The 16,111-nt window shown below is 73.4% G+C and carries 18 protein-coding genes; 6 read left to right on the forward strand and 12 right to left on the reverse strand.

Annotation, left to right across the window (positions count from 1 at the left end):
* Positions 1 to 72 precede the first annotated feature (72 nt).
* From CXR04_RS20875 to CXR04_RS20885, 3 genes are read right to left on the reverse strand one after another with little or no spacing between them, the layout of a single operon-like run.
* Positions 73 to 1,104, reverse strand: a complete 1,032-nt coding sequence (locus CXR04_RS20875) for a hypothetical protein (RefSeq protein ID WP_234380372.1) — start codon at positions 1,102 to 1,104, stop codon at positions 73 to 75.
* Complete coding sequence (locus CXR04_RS20880) at positions 1,101 to 1,931, reverse strand: hypothetical protein (protein WP_234380373.1); 831 nt, start codon at positions 1,929 to 1,931, stop codon at positions 1,101 to 1,103. The genes CXR04_RS20875 and CXR04_RS20880 overlap by 4 nt, the downstream gene beginning before the upstream one ends.
* Complete coding sequence (locus CXR04_RS20885; RefSeq protein WP_101423856.1) at positions 1,928 to 2,878, reverse strand: hypothetical protein; 951 nt, start codon at positions 2,876 to 2,878, stop codon at positions 1,928 to 1,930. The genes CXR04_RS20880 and CXR04_RS20885 overlap by 4 nt, the downstream gene beginning before the upstream one ends.
* Positions 2,879 to 2,962: 84 nt before the next feature.
* Here CXR04_RS20885 and CXR04_RS20890 point away from each other — a divergent pair, with 84 nt between their 5' ends.
* Positions 2,963 to 3,325 (forward strand): DsrE family protein, encoded by a 363-nt coding sequence (locus tag CXR04_RS20890; protein ID WP_101423857.1) that lies wholly within the window; start codon positions 2,963 to 2,965, stop codon positions 3,323 to 3,325.
* A gap of 69 nt (positions 3,326 to 3,394) precedes the next feature.
* Here CXR04_RS20890 and CXR04_RS20895 read toward each other — a convergent pair whose 3' ends face one another.
* The 7 genes from CXR04_RS20895 to CXR04_RS20920 form a co-directional block, all read right to left on the reverse strand.
* Positions 3,395 to 3,646: a DUF3099 domain-containing protein gene (locus CXR04_RS20895; protein WP_101423858.1), complete on the reverse strand. Its 252-nt coding sequence runs from the start codon at positions 3,644 to 3,646 to the stop codon at positions 3,395 to 3,397.
* 54 nt (positions 3,647 to 3,700) lie between these two features.
* Positions 3,701 to 3,988: a DUF1416 domain-containing protein gene (locus CXR04_RS20900; protein ID WP_101423859.1), complete on the reverse strand. Its 288-nt coding sequence runs from the start codon at positions 3,986 to 3,988 to the stop codon at positions 3,701 to 3,703.
* A gap of 37 nt (positions 3,989 to 4,025) precedes the next feature.
* Positions 4,026 to 4,868, reverse strand: a complete 843-nt coding sequence (locus CXR04_RS20905; RefSeq protein ID WP_101423860.1) for a sulfurtransferase — start codon at positions 4,866 to 4,868, stop codon at positions 4,026 to 4,028.
* Positions 4,869 to 5,037: 169 nt separating this feature from the next.
* Positions 5,038 to 5,178 (reverse strand): putative leader peptide, encoded by a 141-nt coding sequence (locus tag CXR04_RS34925; RefSeq protein WP_159072367.1) that lies wholly within the window; start codon positions 5,176 to 5,178, stop codon positions 5,038 to 5,040.
* Positions 5,179 to 5,395: 217 nt separating this feature from the next.
* A complete protein-coding gene (locus tag CXR04_RS20910) occupies positions 5,396 to 6,124 on the reverse strand; it encodes an LmeA family phospholipid-binding protein (protein ID WP_101423861.1) in 729 nt (242 codons plus the stop codon).
* Positions 6,125 to 6,221: 97 nt separating this feature from the next.
* Positions 6,222 to 8,105 carry a hypothetical protein gene (locus tag CXR04_RS20915; protein ID WP_101423862.1) on the reverse strand — a complete coding sequence of 628 codons (1,884 nt, stop codon included), beginning with the start codon at positions 8,103 to 8,105 and terminating at the stop codon, positions 6,222 to 6,224.
* 7 nt (positions 8,106 to 8,112) lie between these two features.
* Positions 8,113 to 8,370, reverse strand: coding sequence for a MoaD/ThiS family protein (locus CXR04_RS20920; protein ID WP_101423863.1), 258 nt, complete (start codon positions 8,368 to 8,370; stop codon positions 8,113 to 8,115).
* A 97-nt stretch (positions 8,371 to 8,467) separates the two neighbouring features.
* On the opposite strand from CXR04_RS20920, the gene CXR04_RS20925 reads away from it, so the two are divergent.
* The 3 genes from CXR04_RS20925 to CXR04_RS20935 all read left to right on the forward strand — a co-directional run bounded on the left by CXR04_RS20925 (position 8,468) and on the right by CXR04_RS20935 (position 12,850).
* Complete coding sequence (locus tag CXR04_RS20925) at positions 8,468 to 10,213, forward strand: ABC transporter ATP-binding protein (protein ID WP_101423864.1); 1,746 nt, start codon at positions 8,468 to 8,470, stop codon at positions 10,211 to 10,213.
* Positions 10,214 to 10,322: 109 nt separating this feature from the next.
* Positions 10,323 to 12,161, forward strand: a complete 1,839-nt coding sequence (locus CXR04_RS20930) for an ABC transporter ATP-binding protein (RefSeq protein ID WP_101426506.1) — start codon at positions 10,323 to 10,325, stop codon at positions 12,159 to 12,161.
* An 89-nt stretch (positions 12,162 to 12,250) separates the two neighbouring features.
* On the forward strand, positions 12,251 to 12,850 hold the full coding sequence (locus CXR04_RS20935) for a Uma2 family endonuclease (RefSeq protein ID WP_101423865.1): 600 nt from the start codon (positions 12,251 to 12,253) through the stop codon (positions 12,848 to 12,850).
* Here the strand turns inward: CXR04_RS20935 and CXR04_RS20940 are convergent.
* Positions 12,831 to 13,772: an alpha/beta hydrolase family protein gene (locus tag CXR04_RS20940; RefSeq protein ID WP_101423866.1), complete on the reverse strand. Its 942-nt coding sequence runs from the start codon at positions 13,770 to 13,772 to the stop codon at positions 12,831 to 12,833. The two genes, CXR04_RS20935 and CXR04_RS20940, sit on opposite strands and share 20 nt — an antisense overlap.
* 160 nt (positions 13,773 to 13,932) lie before the next feature.
* Here CXR04_RS20940 and CXR04_RS20945 point away from each other — a divergent pair, with 160 nt between their 5' ends.
* Positions 13,933 to 14,670 (forward strand): response regulator transcription factor, encoded by a 738-nt coding sequence (locus CXR04_RS20945; RefSeq protein WP_101423867.1) that lies wholly within the window; start codon positions 13,933 to 13,935, stop codon positions 14,668 to 14,670.
* Between the two features lie 75 nt (positions 14,671 to 14,745).
* Positions 14,746 to 15,762 carry a LacI family DNA-binding transcriptional regulator gene (locus CXR04_RS20950; RefSeq protein WP_101423868.1) on the forward strand — a complete coding sequence of 339 codons (1,017 nt, stop codon included), beginning with the start codon at positions 14,746 to 14,748 and terminating at the stop codon, positions 15,760 to 15,762.
* A gap of 12 nt (positions 15,763 to 15,774) precedes the next feature.
* On the opposite strand, the gene CXR04_RS20955 is transcribed toward CXR04_RS20950, so the two are convergent.
* Complete coding sequence (locus CXR04_RS20955; RefSeq protein ID WP_101423869.1) at positions 15,775 to 16,095, reverse strand: ATP-binding protein; 321 nt, start codon at positions 16,093 to 16,095, stop codon at positions 15,775 to 15,777.
* Positions 16,096 to 16,111: the final 16 nt, after the last annotated feature.

Raw genomic sequence — 16,111 nt, forward strand, 5'->3', positions numbered from 1 at the left:
GTCTAACCGCCGGGCCCGGCACCGGCCCGGCGGGCGCCGGGCGCGGGTGCCGGAGGGGTGCCGGGCGGGGGGTCAGCCGAGGAGCTGGTGCTGGAGGACGAGGGTCTGCTGGAACGGGACCAGCTCCGCTTCCCCTGGCGCCTCGACGGTGACGAGGCCCACGGTGTCGCCGGCGACGACGTACGCCTGCCGGACGTGCTCCTTGCCGCGCGGCTTCGCCTCGTCGTACACGTACAGCTCCGTCTCCGGCAACTGGTCCTTGTCCGACCAGCGCTCGTCGACCGCCACCTCGGGGGCGCCGGTCAGGTCACGGGCGGTGGAGATGCCGCCGGCCAACTGCTCGTCGTAGAAGTGCGCGGCGAGGGCACCGGTGTTGAACTGCAGCAGGTAGACCCGGGCGCGGGTGCCGTCGGGCATGGTCCAGCCGGTGGCGGCGATGTGCCGCACGGCGTCGTCGGTGAGCGCCTGCCGCAGCTCCTTGCGCTCCTCCTTGACGTAGATGGAGGTGAAGTCCGCGGGCGCCAGCCAGCCGTCCTCGGTCTTCAGCCCGTCGTCGTCCTCGGCGCCCGCGGGGGCGGGCAGCAGCAGGTCGCGGAGGTCGGCGTGGTGGATCTCGCCGGCGTTGGCGGGCGCGAACGGCGGCGGCTCGCCCTCGGGCAGTGCGGGCAGCTCCAGCTCGGGGTAGTCCCAGCGGCCGTCGCTCTCGGTGGCCAGCCCGGGCAGGTCGCCGCGCTCGGCGCCGGTGACGGCGTACGCGGAGCCGAATGCGGCGCCGGCCAGCAGCACGACGGCGGCGCCCCAGCGCAGGGCGGGGCGCAGCCACCGGCGGGGCGGCTTGGGCGGGGCGGGCGGCTGGAGGTGCGGCTGGCCCTGGCCCTGGCCCTGGTACGGGGACGGGGGCTGCTGGGCGTACGCGGGGGCGGGCGCGGCCGGTTCGGGCGCGGGCTGCGCGTACTGCGGCTGCTGGTACTGCGGTTGCCCGTACTGCTGCTGGGGCTGGGCCTGCTGCGGCTGCTGGTACTGCCGGGGATGCTGCGGCGGGGCGGCGTGGGACGGCAGCGGGGTGGGGTCCGGGTGCCGGGGGGCCGGGTCGTAGCCGCTCATATGGACTTCCCGGGGGCGTCGATGTGGTCGAGCTGCTCCTCCAGGAGCCGTACCGCCCGCTCGCCGTGCCCGGCGGGCCCGTACGCGGTGACCGTGACCAGCATCTCGCCCTTGGCCGCGGAGCAGGTCATCATCTTCACCGCGTCGCCCTCCGCGCTGAGGGCGGTCTCGGGCACCAGGAAGCACGCGGCGCTCTTGTGCCCGTCTACCTTCGGCCCCTCCTCGAACAGGTCCATCGTGCGCGTCAGCTCCTCCTGTACGGCCGCGAGCCCCGCCGCCTTGCCCTCGCCCGACAGCTCGGCGAGCTGCACCTCGACGACGAGGTCGGACTCGTCGGCCGCGTAGGACCGCATGGCCATCCCCTTCAGCTTCAGGTCGTCCAGCGCGTCGAGCTGCAACCGCCGCTGGTCGGGCGGCAGTCCGCGCGCGCTCTGCTCGTAGACGGCCTCCGCCTGCTTGGCGGTCAGGACGGTGTCGTTGCCGAACTCGTCGATGTCCGGCCCCGGGTGGTACCCCGTCGGCATCGGCAGCAGCGCGTCGCCGATCGGGCCGCCGGGGGGCGCGGCGACGCCCGGGTCCTTGGCCGCGTCGCCTTCGAGGCCGCGCTCCTCGGGCTTCTGCCACACGTCGGTGCTGCCGCCGCCGCGGTCGGCGTCCCGCACCTTCAGCGCGGTGGCGACGATCCCGGTGGCCGCCGCCCCGGCGACGAGCACCGCGGCCAGCACGACGGGCACGAGCCGCCGCCGCCCGGACCGCGGGGCGGCCGGGGGCGGCGGGGCGGGCGCGGCGGCCGGCGGCGGGACGGGTGCGGGGTAGTGGCCGGTCACAGGCGCTCCAACTGGCGTTCGGCGAGCTTCGTCAGGTCCTTCTGCTCCAGCGGGGAACTTTCGATCAGGTAGATCTCCATCACGATGTCGCCGCGGCGCGCGATGGCCATGCCCTGGTAGAGCGGCGGCACCCCCGCCTCCTGGTACGGCTCCTCCGGGAAGTACGCCTTGCCGTCCGCGGAGCCCTCCAGTGACACGGCAGGTACCCGGCCGCCAGGACTGAGGGAGGAGTACAACTGCTGGTTCTCCAGGTAGTCCACGGAGCCCGCGGTGGCGTCGTTGCGGAACTGGTAGAGGCTGACCATGGCGATGGACTCGGTGTCCCCCTCGTTGCGCCACGCGGTGAACGCGGTCCGCCGCAGCCCGTTCTCCAGCATGAAGGTGAGCACCTCCTCGGGTGCACCCGTGTCGGCCGCCACCTCGTACGGCGCGAGCCAGCCCTCGCCCTCGCCGCCGATGTCGATCTCGGCGTCGACCGTCCCGTCCGGCCGGGAGACGAGCAGCTCGCGCAGGTCGCCGTCCGTCCTCACCCGGCGGTCCTGCGCGGCGGACAGCGGCTCCGCCTCGTCGGCGGGCAGCGGCTTCCCGGGGTGGGCGAGGCCGGGCTGGTTGAGCGGGGGGAGCGGGGTCGGGGGGTTGCCGGCCTGCTCGAAGTAGCCGTAGGTGACGCCGCCGAGGGCACCCGCGAGCACGGCCGCGGCCAGCAGCAGCGCGGTGCGCCTCCCGCGGCGGCGCGGCCTGCCGCCCGTCTCCGGGGCCTGTCCGGCTTCGGCGGCCGTGCCGTACGTCCCCTGTGCCGTGCTGCCGTACGCTCCCTGCGCCGCGCTCCCGAACGTCCCGTACGACGAGGTCCCCGGGGGCCGGGTGTCGGGTCTGATCGGCGTGAGCCTGGTCGTCGGCGGGTCGTCGGCCGCCTGCGGGCCGCTCGTTCCGTCGGGAAAGGTCACAAGCGCCCCCTGCTCCGGTCCATACCTGTACAGCGCGCGGCGCCGCGAGAATGTCACCCTCGCGGCAGTACCTACAGTTGGCGCATGGCCAAGAAGCTTGTGATCAAGGTGACCGCGGGTACGGATGCGCCGGAGCGCTGCTCCCAGGCGTTCACGGTGGCGGCCGTCGCCGCCGCCAGCGGGGTGGAGGTGTCGCTCTGGCTGACCGGCGAGTCCGCGTGGTTCGCGCTGCCCGGGCGGGCCGCGGAGTTCGAGCTGCCGCACGCCGCGCCGCTGCCGGAGCTGATCGACGGGGTGCTGGCGAGCGGGCGGATCACGCTGTGCACGCAGTGCGCCGCGCGCCGCGGGATCGAGGAGAAGGACGTGCTGAAGGGCGTACGGATCGCGGGGGCGCAGGTGTTCGTCAGCGAGGCCATGGCGGACGGCAGCCAGGCCCTCGTCTACTGAGCCCGTCCGCCGTCCCCTTCTCCTCGGCGTGCGTCCTCTTTTGCCGCACTGCACCCCCCGGGCGCGGGATCACTTCTCGTCCCACCACTTGTCGCCCTCCTCCCGCCGGTTGCCGACGATCACCGCCACCGGCACGAGGGCCGCCGCGGCCACGCACATGGCGATCGCGGCGGGTGCGGAGAAGGGGGCGACGACGGCACCGGCGAGGACGAACAGGAGCACCGCGGTGCCCATGAGCAGGAAGTACCGCCTCCGGCGCCGCGGCTGACTCCGCGGCGCGCGGGGGTCCGTCTGGACGCCGGAACGGCGAAAGCCCCGCATACCTCCACGGTACGCCGGGGAGGCGGTGCGGGGCTTCGCGCGGACCGCGCGGTCTCAGACCGCGATCGCGACCTCCGAGAGGCCGCCCTGCTGGGCGACCACGGTGCGGTCGGCGGTGGCGCCGGGCACCAGGGCCCGTACGGTCCAGGTGCCCTCCGCGGCGTAGAACCGGAACTGACCGGTGGCCGAGGTCGGCACCTCGGCGGTGAACTCGCCGGAGGCGTCCAGCAGCCGCACGTAACCGGTGACGGGCTCGCCGTCGCGGGTCACGGAGCCCTGGATGGTGGTCTCGCCGGCCTTGACGCTGGCGGCGTCGGGGCCGCCTGCCTTGGCTCCGCACATGAAGGGTGGTGTCCTTTCTCGGGGTGTGACCGGGCGGTCAGTCGCCGGCGCCCAGCTCGATCGGCACGCCGACGAGCGAGCCGTACTCGGTCCAGGAGCCGTCGTAGTTCTTGACGTTCTCCTGGCCCAGCAGCTCGTGCAGCACGAACCAGGTGTGCGCCGAGCGCTCGCCGATGCGGCAGTAGGCGATGGTGTCCTTGGACAGGTCCACGCCCTCGCCCTCGTACAGCTCCTTCAGCTCCTCGTCCGACCTGAAGGTGCCGTCGTCGTTGGCCGACTTCGACCACGGGATGTTCCGCGCGGAGGGCACGTGGCCGGGCCGCTGCGACTGCTCCTGCGGCAGATGCGCCGGGGCGAGCAGCTTGCCGGAGAACTCGTCGGGGGAGCGGACGTCGACGAGGTTGAGCGTGCCGATCGCGGCCACGACATCGTCGCGGAAGGCGCGGATGGCGGTGTCCTGCGGCTTGGCCTTGTACCCGGTCGCCGCGCGCTGCGGCACCTCGGCGACCAGGTCGCGGGAGTCCAGCTCCCACTTCTTGCGGCCGCCGTCGAGGAGCTTGACGTCGCCGTGGCCGTAGAGCTTGAAGTACCAGTAGGCGTACGCGGCGAACCAGTTGTTGTTGCCGCCGTAGAGGACGACCGTGTCGTCGTTGGCGATGCCGCGCGCGGACAGCAGCTTCTCGAAGCCGGCCTGGTCGACGAAGTCGCGGCGCACCGGGTCCTGGAGGTCGGTCTTCCAGTCGATGCGGACGGCGTTCTTGATGTGGTTCTTGTCGTATGCGGCCGTGTCCTCGTCGACCTCGACGAGGACGACCTTCGGGTTGTCGAGGTTGGCCTCGACCCAGTCGGCGTCCACCAGGACGTCACTGCGGCGACTCATCTGCTTCTCTCCTCCGGAGCGCTGAGACAGGGGTTCTCGGGCGGGTGTGCCGCCGGCGCGCGCAGCAGGCAGGGCGGAGCGCCGGGGGCGGAGTGTGCGGGCAGCCGGGCGGGCGGTGCGGGGAGGCACGGACCCGGCTGGGGGCGGGAGCTGCGGACCCGGACCCCGGTCAGGCGGTGCGACAGAGCATGGCGGCGACGCGGCACAGGTCGACGGCGCGCCGCTGGGTCAGGTGATCTGCCTGTCCCCTGGGGCGGGGACCGCTCATCGAGCACAGCATGCGGTCGATCGTACGGAGGGACGTGTGCATGTGTCACCGTCGTGTCGGATTATGAGACGGCTTTGTCCGGGATATGGGACGAGGGCGGGGTGGCGGTGCCGCGCGGCCGGGTGGGCGGGGGGTGGCGGGGGCGGGGTTTCTGCGGTACGGACGCGGCGGTCTCAGCTTACGGACAGGGGTGGGGTCCCAGGGGGGTACGGCGGCCGTGTCGGTGGCGTATCCCGGCGGGTGGGGGCGGGGCGCCGGGTCACTTCTTTGCCGAGCGCTCGTCGCCCAGCTCGACGTCCGTGCCGCTGCCCGTGACGACGATGCCGTCCTCCGTCACCTCGACGTCCGTCAGACGTATCCCGGGCGGCAGGTCGTTGATCGTCCAGTTGTAGTCCATGCGGTCGCGCACGAAGTCCTCCAGGCCCGGCACGCCCTTGAGGTTGTCCACCCCGGTCGCGCGCAGCCGGATCGTGTCCCCGTCGACCACACTGACCTTCCCCAGCACCGACTCCTCCAGCCGCTGCCCGAGGAAGGACGTGCCGACCGTCGCCTTCACCTTGTTCTCGCCGGCGGCGCCCTTCCCGCCGTACGAGACGTCCACCACCGACAGCGCCGCGGAGATGTCCTCGTACGTGATCGTCACCTTGCCGTCGGCCTTGTCCGCCGTCGCCCGGTTCCAGTCGTCGCCCGAGATCCGCACCCCCTCCAGTTCGCCGCGCACGCCGTCCAGGCGCAGCGCGCGGCCGCCGCTGCCGACGGCGTCGATGCCGTCGATCCGCACGTCCACGGCCTCGAACTCGCGCGACATGAGCTGGGTCAGGAAGGGGAATCCCTTGATGTCGATCTCGGGCCGCTGGGAGAACCCGTACTCCTTCTCGATGCGTTCGGCCGCGTCCGACTCGGCCATCTTCAGCGCGACGCGGTCGGCGGCGAGCGTGAGCAGGCCGAGCACGACCAGCACCACCGCTGTGATCTTCAATGCGCGCATCGGTTCTCCGCCCCCCGGTCGGTCGTGCCTGAGAGCTTAGACAGGTGTACGGCTCCGTACCCGCAGGTTGGCGGGAGCGGCGGCCTGCGGCCGGGGGTCAGAGCAGGGCCAGCCCGAGCAGGTGGACCGCGGGCACCGAGAGCGTGAGCGGCAGGGAGACCCCGGCCGTCATGTGCACGAACCGCGACGGGTAGTCGTAGCTGGCCACCCGGACCGTGATGAGCACGCACACCCCGGCCGCCAGCCCCAGCAGCCCGCCGGCCGCGCCCATGTCGGTGCCGAGCCCCGCCGCGAGCCCGCCGGCGCCGGCCGCGGCGACCGCGGCGACGGGCGAGGCGTTCGGCGGCAGCGGCACCGCGCGGCCCAGCGTTCCGGCAGCCACCGCGACGGCGCCGACGACGACGGCGTGCCGCTCGGCGGCGAGGTAGCCGGAGGCGAGGACGGCGAGGGCGGCGGCGGCGAGGGCGACGTTGAGTGCGGTGAGGCGCTCCTTGGGCGCGGTGGTGCTGCGCAGTTGGACGAGGCAGATGAGGAGGAACCAGCCGCCGAGGGAGCCGAGCGCGGCGATCGTGGCGTCGTCCTCGTCGACGGCCAGCACGGCGCCGGTCGCGGTGAGCCCGGCGGCCGCGGCCAGCGCGATGCCCTCGCGGGCGGGCCACATGCCGTTCAGCCGGAACCAGCCGGCGGCGGTGACGACCTGGAGCAGCGCGACGGCGGCGGCGAGCCCGGGCCGCACGTCGAGCGCGGCGGCGACGGCGAGGAGCCCGGCGAGCACGGCGGTGAGCGCGGCGGGCTGCGGCCCGGGCGCTATGAGGACGGAGGTGCCCTCCTCGCGGAGCACTTCGGCGGGGGGCTTGGGGCGGCGGAGGGTGGGAGCGCCGTAGAGGGTGCCGGTCTCGGGGCCGCCGGGGCCGGGGAAACCGGCGTCGGCGCCGGGTTGGCCGAAGGCGCCGGGGCGGCCCGGGGCGCCGGGGTGGGCGTGCCGGCCCGCGGAGGGGACGTCGGGGTGGGCGTCGGCGGGTGCGGGGTGGCCCGGCGCGGCGCCGGGGTGGCCTGCCGCGCCCGGGTGGCCCGCGCCCGGACCGGAGGCGCCCGTGCCGCCGCGGTCCCAGCCGTCGGGCCACTGCGCGCCGCCCCCGCCCGGGGCCTCGTGTCCGGTGACCGGCGGGAGGTAGGCCGTCTGCTCGGCGGCCGCTCCGGCGCCGGTGCCGCCGTACCCGGCGGGGGCGTCGTCCGTCACCGGCGGCAGGTACGCCGTCTCGTCGACCGCCGGTCCCTGCGGCGCCGCCGCGCCGCGGCCGTCGCTCCCGGCCGGGGCCGGATAGCCCGTACCCGCGGCGCCGCTGCCGGGGGCGTACGCCTGCGGGTGCCCGCCCGGTCCCGTACCGCCGCCGAGCGAGCCGCCTCCGTACGACGCTCCGGACCCGCCCGGTCCACCGGGTTGCCCCTGGCCGCCCCCGCCGTACGGCGCCGCGTGCCTGCCGGCCCGCGCCGCGTCCGCGTGGCCCGTACCGCCGCCGTATCCCAGGCCGCCGGTCCGTCCAGCGGCCTGCTCCCCCGCCGGGGAGCCGTGCCCGCCGCCGTACGAGCCGTCGCCGTACCCCGCGCCGCCGGATTGTCCCGCGCCCGCGGAACCCTGGCCGCCGCCGTACGGCACTCCGTGACCGCCGTCGCTTCCGCCGGGCTGACCGCCGCCCCCGTACGAACCCGCGTAGCCGCCCTCATAGGGGCCCGCGTCCGTCACCGGAGGCAGGTACGACGTCTGCTGGGCCGCCGCCGACTCCTCGTGCAGGGCCATCCCCAACTGCGTCTCCGGGCCCGCGTAGCCGTCGTCGCCCTGGCCCGCGGCCGGCGGGAACTGCGTGTGCCCGCTCGGGGTGCCTGCCTCGGCGCCCTCGCGCGGTTCCTCGTACGGGGCCCAGCCCGCGGGCGCCGGCGGGGCCGCCGACCACGGCGTGGGGTCGTGTCTCTGGTCGCTCATCGTGGGCCTAGCCTCCCGCGAACGGGGGCAGGACCTCAACCGTCCCCCCGTCCGGCAGCGCCACCCCCGCGTGGTCGCGCTTGCCGACCGCCCGTCCGTCCACCAGGAACGAGCAGCGCGCCAGCACCCGCGTGAGCCCCTCCCCGTGCCGCGCACCGGCCGCGGCCAGCGCTTCGGCCAGCGTGTCCGCCGCGTAGGGCTCCTCCGCCGTGCCCGCCGCGGCCTTGGCCGCCGCCCAGTACCGGATCGTGCCGTTCGCCGCCATGGCGTGCCGCCCTTCCCCGTCCGCCGACTTCCGATCCCCATGATGCCCCTGGCGAAATTCTCGTCGCCCCGGGCAACCTTCGACGTACGCTGCGGACGTGCTCGTCCGAATCCTCCGCGCTCACCTGCGCCCGTACCGCCGGGACCTCGGCTGGATCGTGGCGCTGCAGCTCGTCGCGACCGTGACGACCCTCTATCTCCCCACGCTCAACGCCGACATCATCGACCACGGCGTCATCCCCGGTGACAACGGCTACATCCTGCGCACCGGCGGCTGGATGATCGTCTTCAGCGTGGTGCAGTTCTGCGCGGCCGGCTGCGCCGTGTTCCTCGGCGCCCGTACGGCCACCGCCCTCGGCCGGGACATGCGCGCCTCGGTCTTCGACCGGGTGCAGTCCTTCTCCGCCCGTGAGATGGCCCACTTCGGCGCCCCGTCGCTCATCACGCGCACCACGAACGACGTGCAGCAGATCCAGATGCTCGCCCTGATGACGTTCACGATGATGGTCGCGGCGCCGATCATGTGCGTCGGCGGCATCGTCATGGCGCTCAACCAGGACGTGCCGCTGACGTCCCTGCTGCTCGTCGTCGTGCCCGCGGTGGGCGTCGTCGTGACGCTGATCGTGCGCCGTATGCGCCCGCTGTTCCGCAGCATGCAGAAGCGCATCGACGAGGTGAACCGGATCATGCGCGAGCAGATCACCGGCATCCGCGTCATCCGCGCCTTCGTCCGCGACGGACACGAGCAGCGCCGCTTCGGCAGGGCGAACACCGACCTGATGGACGTGGGCGTACGGGCCGGGAGGCTGCTGGCGCTGCTGTTCCCCACCCCGATGCTCGCGGTGAACCTGTCGAGCGTCGCCGTCGTCTGGTTCGCGGCCGGGCGGATCGACAGCGGCGCCATGGACGTCGGTGCGCTCACGGCGTTCCTGTCCTACCTCATGTACATCCTCATGAGCGTGATGATGGCCACCTTCATGTTCATGATGATCCCGCGCGCGGAGGTCTGCGCCGAGCGGATCCAGGAGGTGCTGGACACCGAGTCGTCGGTCGTCCCGCCCGCGGCTCCGGTGCCCGCGGCGGCCGAGCCGCGCGAGCGCGGCCGGCTCGACGTCCGCGGCGTCGAGTTCCGCTACCCGGGCGCCGAGGAGCCGGTGCTCAGGGACGTCGACCTGGAGGCCCGGCCGGGGCGTACGACGGCGGTCATCGGCAGCACCGGCAGCGGCAAGTCGACGCTGCTGGCGCTCGTGCCCCGGCTCTTCGACGCCACCGGGGGCAGCGTCGCGGTGGGCGGCGTGGACGTACGGGACCTGGATCCGGCGGCGCTGGCGCTGGCCATCGGCTACGTGCCGCAGAAGCCGTACCTCTTCAGCGGCACCGTCGCCTCGAACCTCCGCTACGGCAAGCCCGACGCCACCGACGAGGAGCTGTGGGACGCGCTGCGCACCGCGCAGGCGGCGGACTTCGTCCGGGAGATGGACGGCGGCCTCGACGCGGCCGTCGCGCAGGGCGGCTCGAACGTCTCGGGCGGCCAGCGGCAGCGCCTGGCGATCGCCCGCGCGCTGGTGCACCGCCCCGACATCTACCTCTTCGACGACTCCTTCTCCGCCCTCGACTACGCCACGGACGCCGCCCTGCGCGCGGCCCTCGCGGGCCGGCTCGGGGACGCGACGGTCGTGATCGTCGCCCAGCGGGTCGCGACGATCCGGGACGCGGACCGGATAGTGGTCCTGGACGGGGGCCGGGTGGCGGGCGCGGGGACGCACGCGGAGCTGATGGCGGCGAACGAGACGTACCGCGAGATCGTGCTCTCGCAGCTCACCGAGAAGGAGGCGGCCGCATGAGTACGCCGCCGAAGGAGCCCGCGAAGGAGGCCGCGGCATGAGTGCGCCGGCGAAGGAGCCCGCGAAACAGCCGTCGCCGCCCGGTCCGCGTCCCGGCGGCGGGGGGCCCATGCGGATGTTCAGCGGCCCGCCCGTCGAGCGCTCCCTCGACTTCCGCGGCTCCGCCGTCCGCCTCCTGCGCACCCTGCGCCCCGACCGCAGCCTGATCCGCGTCATCCTCGTCCTCGGCGCCGCCAGCGTCGCGCTCACCGTCGCGGGCCCGAAGCTCCTCGGCCACGCCACCGACCTCGTCGTCGCCGGCGTCTACGGCGACCGCGTCGACACCGGCTCCGCGCGTGCCAGCGACGGCATCGACTTCGACGCGGTCGGCCGGACGCTGCTGTGGGCGGCCCTGGTGTACGTCGCGGCGTGGGGCCTCGGGCTCGCGCAGGCGCGGCTGACGGCGGTGGTCGTGCAGCGGGCGGTCTTCCGGCTGCGCGAGGAGGTGGAGGCGAAGCTGTCGCGGTTGCCGCTCTCGTACTTCGACCGCCACCAGCGGGGCGAGATCCTCTCCCGTACGACCAACGACATCGACAACGTCGGGCAGTCGCTGCAGCAGACCATGAGCCAGATCGTGACGTCGCTGCTGACGATCGCCGGGGTGCTGGCGGTGATGTTCTGGATCTCGCCGCTGCTGGCGCTGGTCGCGCTGGTGACCGTGCCGCTGTCGATCACGGTGGCGACGCGGGTCGGCAAGCGGGCGCAGCCGCAGTTCGTGGCGCAGTGGGCGTCCACGGGCAAGCTGAACGCGCACATCGAGGAGATGTACACCGGGCACTCGCTGGTGCAGGTCTTCGGCCGCCGGAAGGAGGCGGCGGAGACGTTCCGGAAGGAGAACGACGAGCTGTTCCGGGCCGGCTACCGGGCGCAGTTCATCTCCGGGCTGATCCAGCCGGCGATGATGTGCATAGGCAACCTCAACTACGTGCTGGTCGCCGTCGTCGGCGGGCTGCGGGTCGCCTCGGGGTCGCTGTCGATCGGCGACGTGCAGGCGTTCGTGCAGTACTCGCGGCAGTTCAGCCAGCCGCTGGGGCAGATCGCGTCGATGGCGAACCTGGTGCAGTCGGGCGTCGCGTCGGCGGAGCGGGTCTTCGAGCTGCTGGACGCGGACGAGCAGGAGCCGGACGCCGCCGTTCCGGCCCGCCCGGCATCGCCGGTGCGGGGGGAGGTGGCGTTCGAGGGCGTCTCGTTCTCGTACGACCCGGAGAAACCGCTGATCGAGGACCTGTCGCTGACGGTGCGCCCGGGCCAGACGGTGGCGATCGTCGGCCCGACGGGGGCAGGGAAGACGACGCTGGTGAACCTGCTGATGCGGTTCTACGAGGTGGACGGCGGCCGGATCCTGCTCGACGGCGTGAACGTGGCGGAGATGAGCCGCGAGGAGCTGCGGGCGCAGATCGGGATGGTGCTCCAGGACACGTGGCTGTTCGGCGGCACGATCGCGGAGAACATCGCGTACGGGGCGCCGGCGGGCACACCGCAGGAGAAGATCGTCGCCGCCGCGAAGGCCACCCACGTGGACCGCTTCGTCCGCACCCTCCCGGACGGCTACGACACGGTGATCGACGAGGAGGGCACGGGCGTCTCGGCGGGCGAGAAGCAGCTCGTCACCATCGCCCGCGCGTTCCTCGCGGAACCGGCGATCCTGGTCCTGGACGAGGCGACGAGCTCGGTGGACACCCGCACGGAGGTCCTGATCCAGCACGCGATGGCGGAACTCCGCACGGGCCGCACGAGCTTCGTGATCGCCCACCGCCTCTCCACGATCCGCGACGCGGACGTGATCCTGGTGATGGAGTCGGGCACGATCGTGGAACAGGGCACGCACGAGGAACTCCTGGCCGCGGAGGGCACGTACGCGCGCCTGTACCAGGCGCAGTTCGCGGAGCCGGCAGCAGAAACGATCTAGGTCACCCGCGCGAGTGGACTCCGTCCCGGACCGATGATCGGCCCGGCGCGGACGGGGGAGACTGGCCGCGACCCGGAAGGGGGCGCACCATGACGGTTATGGCAGAGCCCACGGCACGCACATCACAGATGACGGTCGAGGATTTCGAGGAGATCGCCAAGGCTGCCGGGAAGCTGAACGACGCCGTCAGGTTCGAGTTCATCGACGGACGGATCGGAGTCAAGGGCGTGCCGGACGGAGATCACAATGAGATCGTCGGATGGCTGCTGGAAGAGTGCGTTCAGAGTGGGAACGGCCTGCGGCCGTATACGAGCGACCTCGGTCTCGAAGTTGGCGAGTACCGCAACGGCCGCGCAACGCCGGACCTTGCGTTCGCCCCGAAACGCAGCTTCACCGGGCAGGGCGACTGGGCCGATCCCGCTCCCCTCGCGATGGTCGTTGAAGTGACCTCGTACGACTCGGACACCCACCGGCGGGACCGTCAGGACAAGCCTGTCGCGTACGCGGCCGCCGGCGTTCCGGTCTACCTGCTCATCGACCGCGACACGTGCGTTCTCACGGCGTACAGCGAGCCGTCATCGGAGGGCTACCGCGTCACACGCACCGCGAAGTTCGGCGAGAAGCTAGTCCTCCCCGACCCCGTGGGGATCGGACTCGACACCGAGGAACTCAAGGACTACGTCCGCTGACGGCCTCCGTCGTCCACGCCGCGATCCGTTCCAGCAGCTCCCCGCCCGCCGCGTTCTCCGCGTGGGCGAAGTCCTCCTCCAGCCACAGTTCCGCCGTGTCCGGGTCCGCCGCCGCGGCCAGGGCGTGGGGATGGTCCACGGGGAAGTACGTGTCCCGGGTGCCGTGGACGATCAGCAGCGGGGTCGGGGCGATCAGGGGGGCCGCGGCCGTGGGCGAGAGGGGTTCCGGGTTCCAGCGGCGGTGGTGGATGCGGGTCTTCAGGGCGAGGCGGGAGACCGCGCGGCCCGTACGGCGTTCCACTATCCAGTGCAGCCGCCGCATCGGCGCCGTGCCCCGGTAGTACCAGCGGGCCGGCGAGCTGACCGACACGACGGCGTCCGCGTACGGGACCGGGCCCGGGGCGGCGTCCCCGCCGGCTCCCGCGGCGGCGTTTCCGTACGCCCCCGTGCGCCCCTCGCGCCCCCCGCGCTCCCGTTCGTCGCCCCGCGCCTCCGGGCGATACAGCGCGCCGTGGCGCAGCACCACCGAGCCGCCCATCGAGAACCCCACCGTCGCCACCCGGGCGTGCCCCAGCGACCTGGCCCACGCCACCGCCGCCGCCAGGTCCAGCACCTCCCGGTCCCCGACCGTCGACCGCCCGCCGGATCCGCCGTGGCCCCGGAACGAGAACGTCACCACCCCCGCACGCTGCGCGAACACCGCCGCCGCCCGGCGGATCGCCGGCCGCTCCAGGGCCCCCGTGAAGCCGTGCGCCACCACGATCGCCGGGGCGCCTGGACCCGGGCCCGGGACGTACGCCGCCTCGATCGGCACCCCGTCCGCCGCGCGCAGCAGCGCCGTACGGGAAGGGGGCGGACCGGGTGCGGCAGGACCGGGCGCGGCGTCTCGTCGGCCGGACGAGGCCGCGGAGGTGGAGCTCATGTGGGCTATTCTGACGTGTGAAGGACCCGGGCAAGGTTGCCCCCGGGTCCTTTCGTGCTTTCATGCCACCTTCTGAGGAGGCCGACCACATGGGCAAACGCAGAGGCAGAGCCGAGACCGAGACGACAGCGACCGGCGTCCCCCACCGGGAGGTGCGCCCGTGAGTTCTCTGCTGCTTCTGACCAACGCCCTGCAGCCCTCCGCCGAGGTGCTCCCCGCGCTCGGGCTGCTGCTCCACAACGTGCGCGTGGCCCCCGCCGAGGGACCCGCCCTGATCGACACCCCAGGTGCCGACGTCATCCTCGTCGACGGCCGCCGCGACCTGCCGCAGGTGCGCAGCCTGTGCCAGTTGCTGCGGTCCACGGGCCCCGGCTGTCCGCTGATCCTCGTCGTGACGGAGGGCGGGCTCGCCGCCGTCACCGCCGAGTGGGGCGTGGACGACGTACTGCTGGACACCGCGGGTCCCGCCGAGGTGGAGGCGCGGCTGCGGCTCGCGCTGGGCCGGCAGCAACTGCCCGCCGACGAGAGCCCCACCGAGATCCGCAACGGCGATCTGACGGTGGACGAGGCCACGTACAGCGCGAAGCTGAAGGGGCGGGTGCTGGACCTGACCTTCAAGGAGTTCGAGCTGCTGAAGTACCTGGCGCAGCACCCGGGGCGGGTGTTCACCCGGGCCCAGTTGCTCCAGGAGGTCTGGGGCTACGACTACTTCGGCGGCACCCGCACCGTCGACGTCCACGTGCGGCGGCTGCGGGCGAAGCTCGGCCCCGAGCACGAGTCGCTGATCGGCACGGTACGGAACGTGGGATACCGCTTCGTCGTGCCGGAGAAGGCCGAGAAGAAGTCGGAGAAGCATGAGCAGAAGGGCGTCGCGCAGGAGGTGCGGCACCGCGCGTAGGTAAGCCTCCCTGGGCTGGCCGGGGCATCACGGAGGCGGGGTAGTGCCGGGAGTCATCACGCGTAGACTTGCGCCGTGGCCAAGGTGACGCGGGACGACGTGGCACGGCTGGCGGGGACCTCGACCGCGGTCGTGAGCTACGTCATCAACAACGGACCCCGGCCGGTCGCCCCGGCCACCCGGGAGCGGGTGCTCGCGGCGATAAAGGAGCTGGGCTACCGCCCGGACCGCGTGGCGCAGGCCATGGCCTCGCGGCGTACGGACCTCATCGGCATGATCGTGCCGGACGCGCGGCAGCCGTTCTTCGGCGAGATGGCGCACGCGGTGGAGCAGGCGGCGTCCGAGCGCGGCAAGATGGTGCTCGTCGGCAACTCCGACTATCTCGACGACCGCGAGGTCCACTATCTGCGGGCGTTCCTCGGGATGCGCGTCTCCGGCCTGATCCTCGTCAGCCAGGGCCCGAGCGCGGCCGCGGCGGCCGAGATCGACGCGTGGGACGCGCGGGTGGTGCTCATGCACGAGCGCCGGGACCAGCCGGAGGACCTGGTCGTCGTCACGGACGACGTCGGCGGCGCGCGGCTGGCGACGAGCCACCTGCTGGAGCACGGCCACGCGTACGTGGCCTGCCTGGGCGGCGTCGAGACGACCCCGACGACGGGCGACCCGGTGACCGACCACGTGGAGGGCTGGCGCATCGCGATGCGCGCGGCGGGCCGCTCGACGGAGGGCCGGCTCTTCCAGTCCCCGTACAACCGCTACGACTCCTACCAGGTCGGCCTGAAGCTCCTCTCCGGCCCCGACCGCCCGCCGGCCATCTTCTGCGCGACCGACGACCAGGCCATCGGCCTCCTCCGCGCGGCCCGGGAACTCCGCATAGACGTCCCGGGCGAACTCGCGGTGGCGGCCTTCGACAACGTCAAGGAGGCGGGCCTCACGGACCCGCCCCTGACGACGGTCGCCTCGGACCGCCCGGCGATGGCCCGCGCGGCGGTGGACCTGGTCCTGGACGAAACCCCCCTGGCCACCCGCCGCGAACGCCTCAAGCAGTTCCCCTCCCAGTTGGTCACCCGCCGCTCCTGCGGCTGCCCGTAGGGGGTCTGGGCGTCAACCCCGCCCGCCCGGAAGCCGCAGCTCCACCCACACGCACTTCCCGATCCCACCCGCGCGCCGATACGTCCCCCACCCATCCGCCAGCGCGTCGACGAGCGCCAGCCCGCGCCCGCTCTCGTCGTCGTCGCCCGCGATGCGGGGCTGGGGCCAGTCGTCGTTGGCGTCGCCGACTTCGAGCCGCAGGCATCCGACCTCAAGCGTGAACCGCGTACCCACACGCCGTCCCGGCGGAACCCGTCCGTGACACACCGCGTTGGTGACCAGTTCGGAGAGCAGCAGCACGGCCGTCTCTGCCGTCCGGCTGTCGACCTCCAACGAGCGAGTTGGATCC

This window comes from Streptomyces sp. CMB-StM0423, from assembly GCF_002847285.1.
Lineage (GTDB): Bacteria > Actinomycetota > Actinomycetes > Streptomycetales > Streptomycetaceae > Streptomyces.

What these genes read in the sequence shown, in the direction of transcription:
- CXR04_RS20895 (WP_101423858.1), bottom strand. Translation starts at nt 3,646, where the DNA reads ATGCGGGGCTTTCGCCGTTCCGGCGTCCAGACGGACCCCCGCGCGCCG.
- CXR04_RS20905 (WP_101423860.1), bottom strand. Translation starts at nt 4,868, where the DNA reads ATGAGTCGCCGCAGTGACGTCCTGGTGGACGCCGACTGGGTCGAGGCC.
- CXR04_RS20910 (WP_101423861.1), bottom strand. Translation starts at nt 6,124, where the DNA reads ATGCGCGCATTGAAGATCACAGCGGTGGTGCTGGTCGTGCTCGGCCTG.
- CXR04_RS20935 (WP_101423865.1), top strand. Translation starts at nt 12,251, where the DNA reads ATGACGGTTATGGCAGAGCCCACGGCACGCACATCACAGATGACGGTC.
- CXR04_RS20900 (WP_101423859.1), bottom strand. Translation starts at nt 3,988, where the DNA reads ATGTGCGGAGCCAAGGCAGGCGGCCCCGACGCCGCCAGCGTCAAGGCC.
- CXR04_RS20875 (WP_234380372.1), bottom strand. Translation starts at nt 1,104, where the DNA reads ATGAGCGGCTACGACCCGGCCCCCCGGCACCCGGACCCCACCCCGCTG.
- CXR04_RS20930 (WP_101426506.1), top strand. Translation starts at nt 10,323, where the DNA reads ATGCGGATGTTCAGCGGCCCGCCCGTCGAGCGCTCCCTCGACTTCCGC.
- CXR04_RS20940 (WP_101423866.1), bottom strand. Translation starts at nt 13,772, where the DNA reads ATGAGCTCCACCTCCGCGGCCTCGTCCGGCCGACGAGACGCCGCGCCC.
- CXR04_RS20920 (WP_101423863.1), bottom strand. Translation starts at nt 8,370, where the DNA reads ATGGCGGCGAACGGCACGATCCGGTACTGGGCGGCGGCCAAGGCCGCG.
- CXR04_RS20915 (WP_101423862.1), bottom strand. Translation starts at nt 8,105, where the DNA reads ATGAGCGACCAGAGACACGACCCCACGCCGTGGTCGGCGGCCCCGCCG.
- CXR04_RS34925 (WP_159072367.1), bottom strand. Translation starts at nt 5,178, where the DNA reads ATGCACACGTCCCTCCGTACGATCGACCGCATGCTGTGCTCGATGAGC.
- CXR04_RS20890 (WP_101423857.1), top strand. Translation starts at nt 2,963, where the DNA reads ATGGCCAAGAAGCTTGTGATCAAGGTGACCGCGGGTACGGATGCGCCG.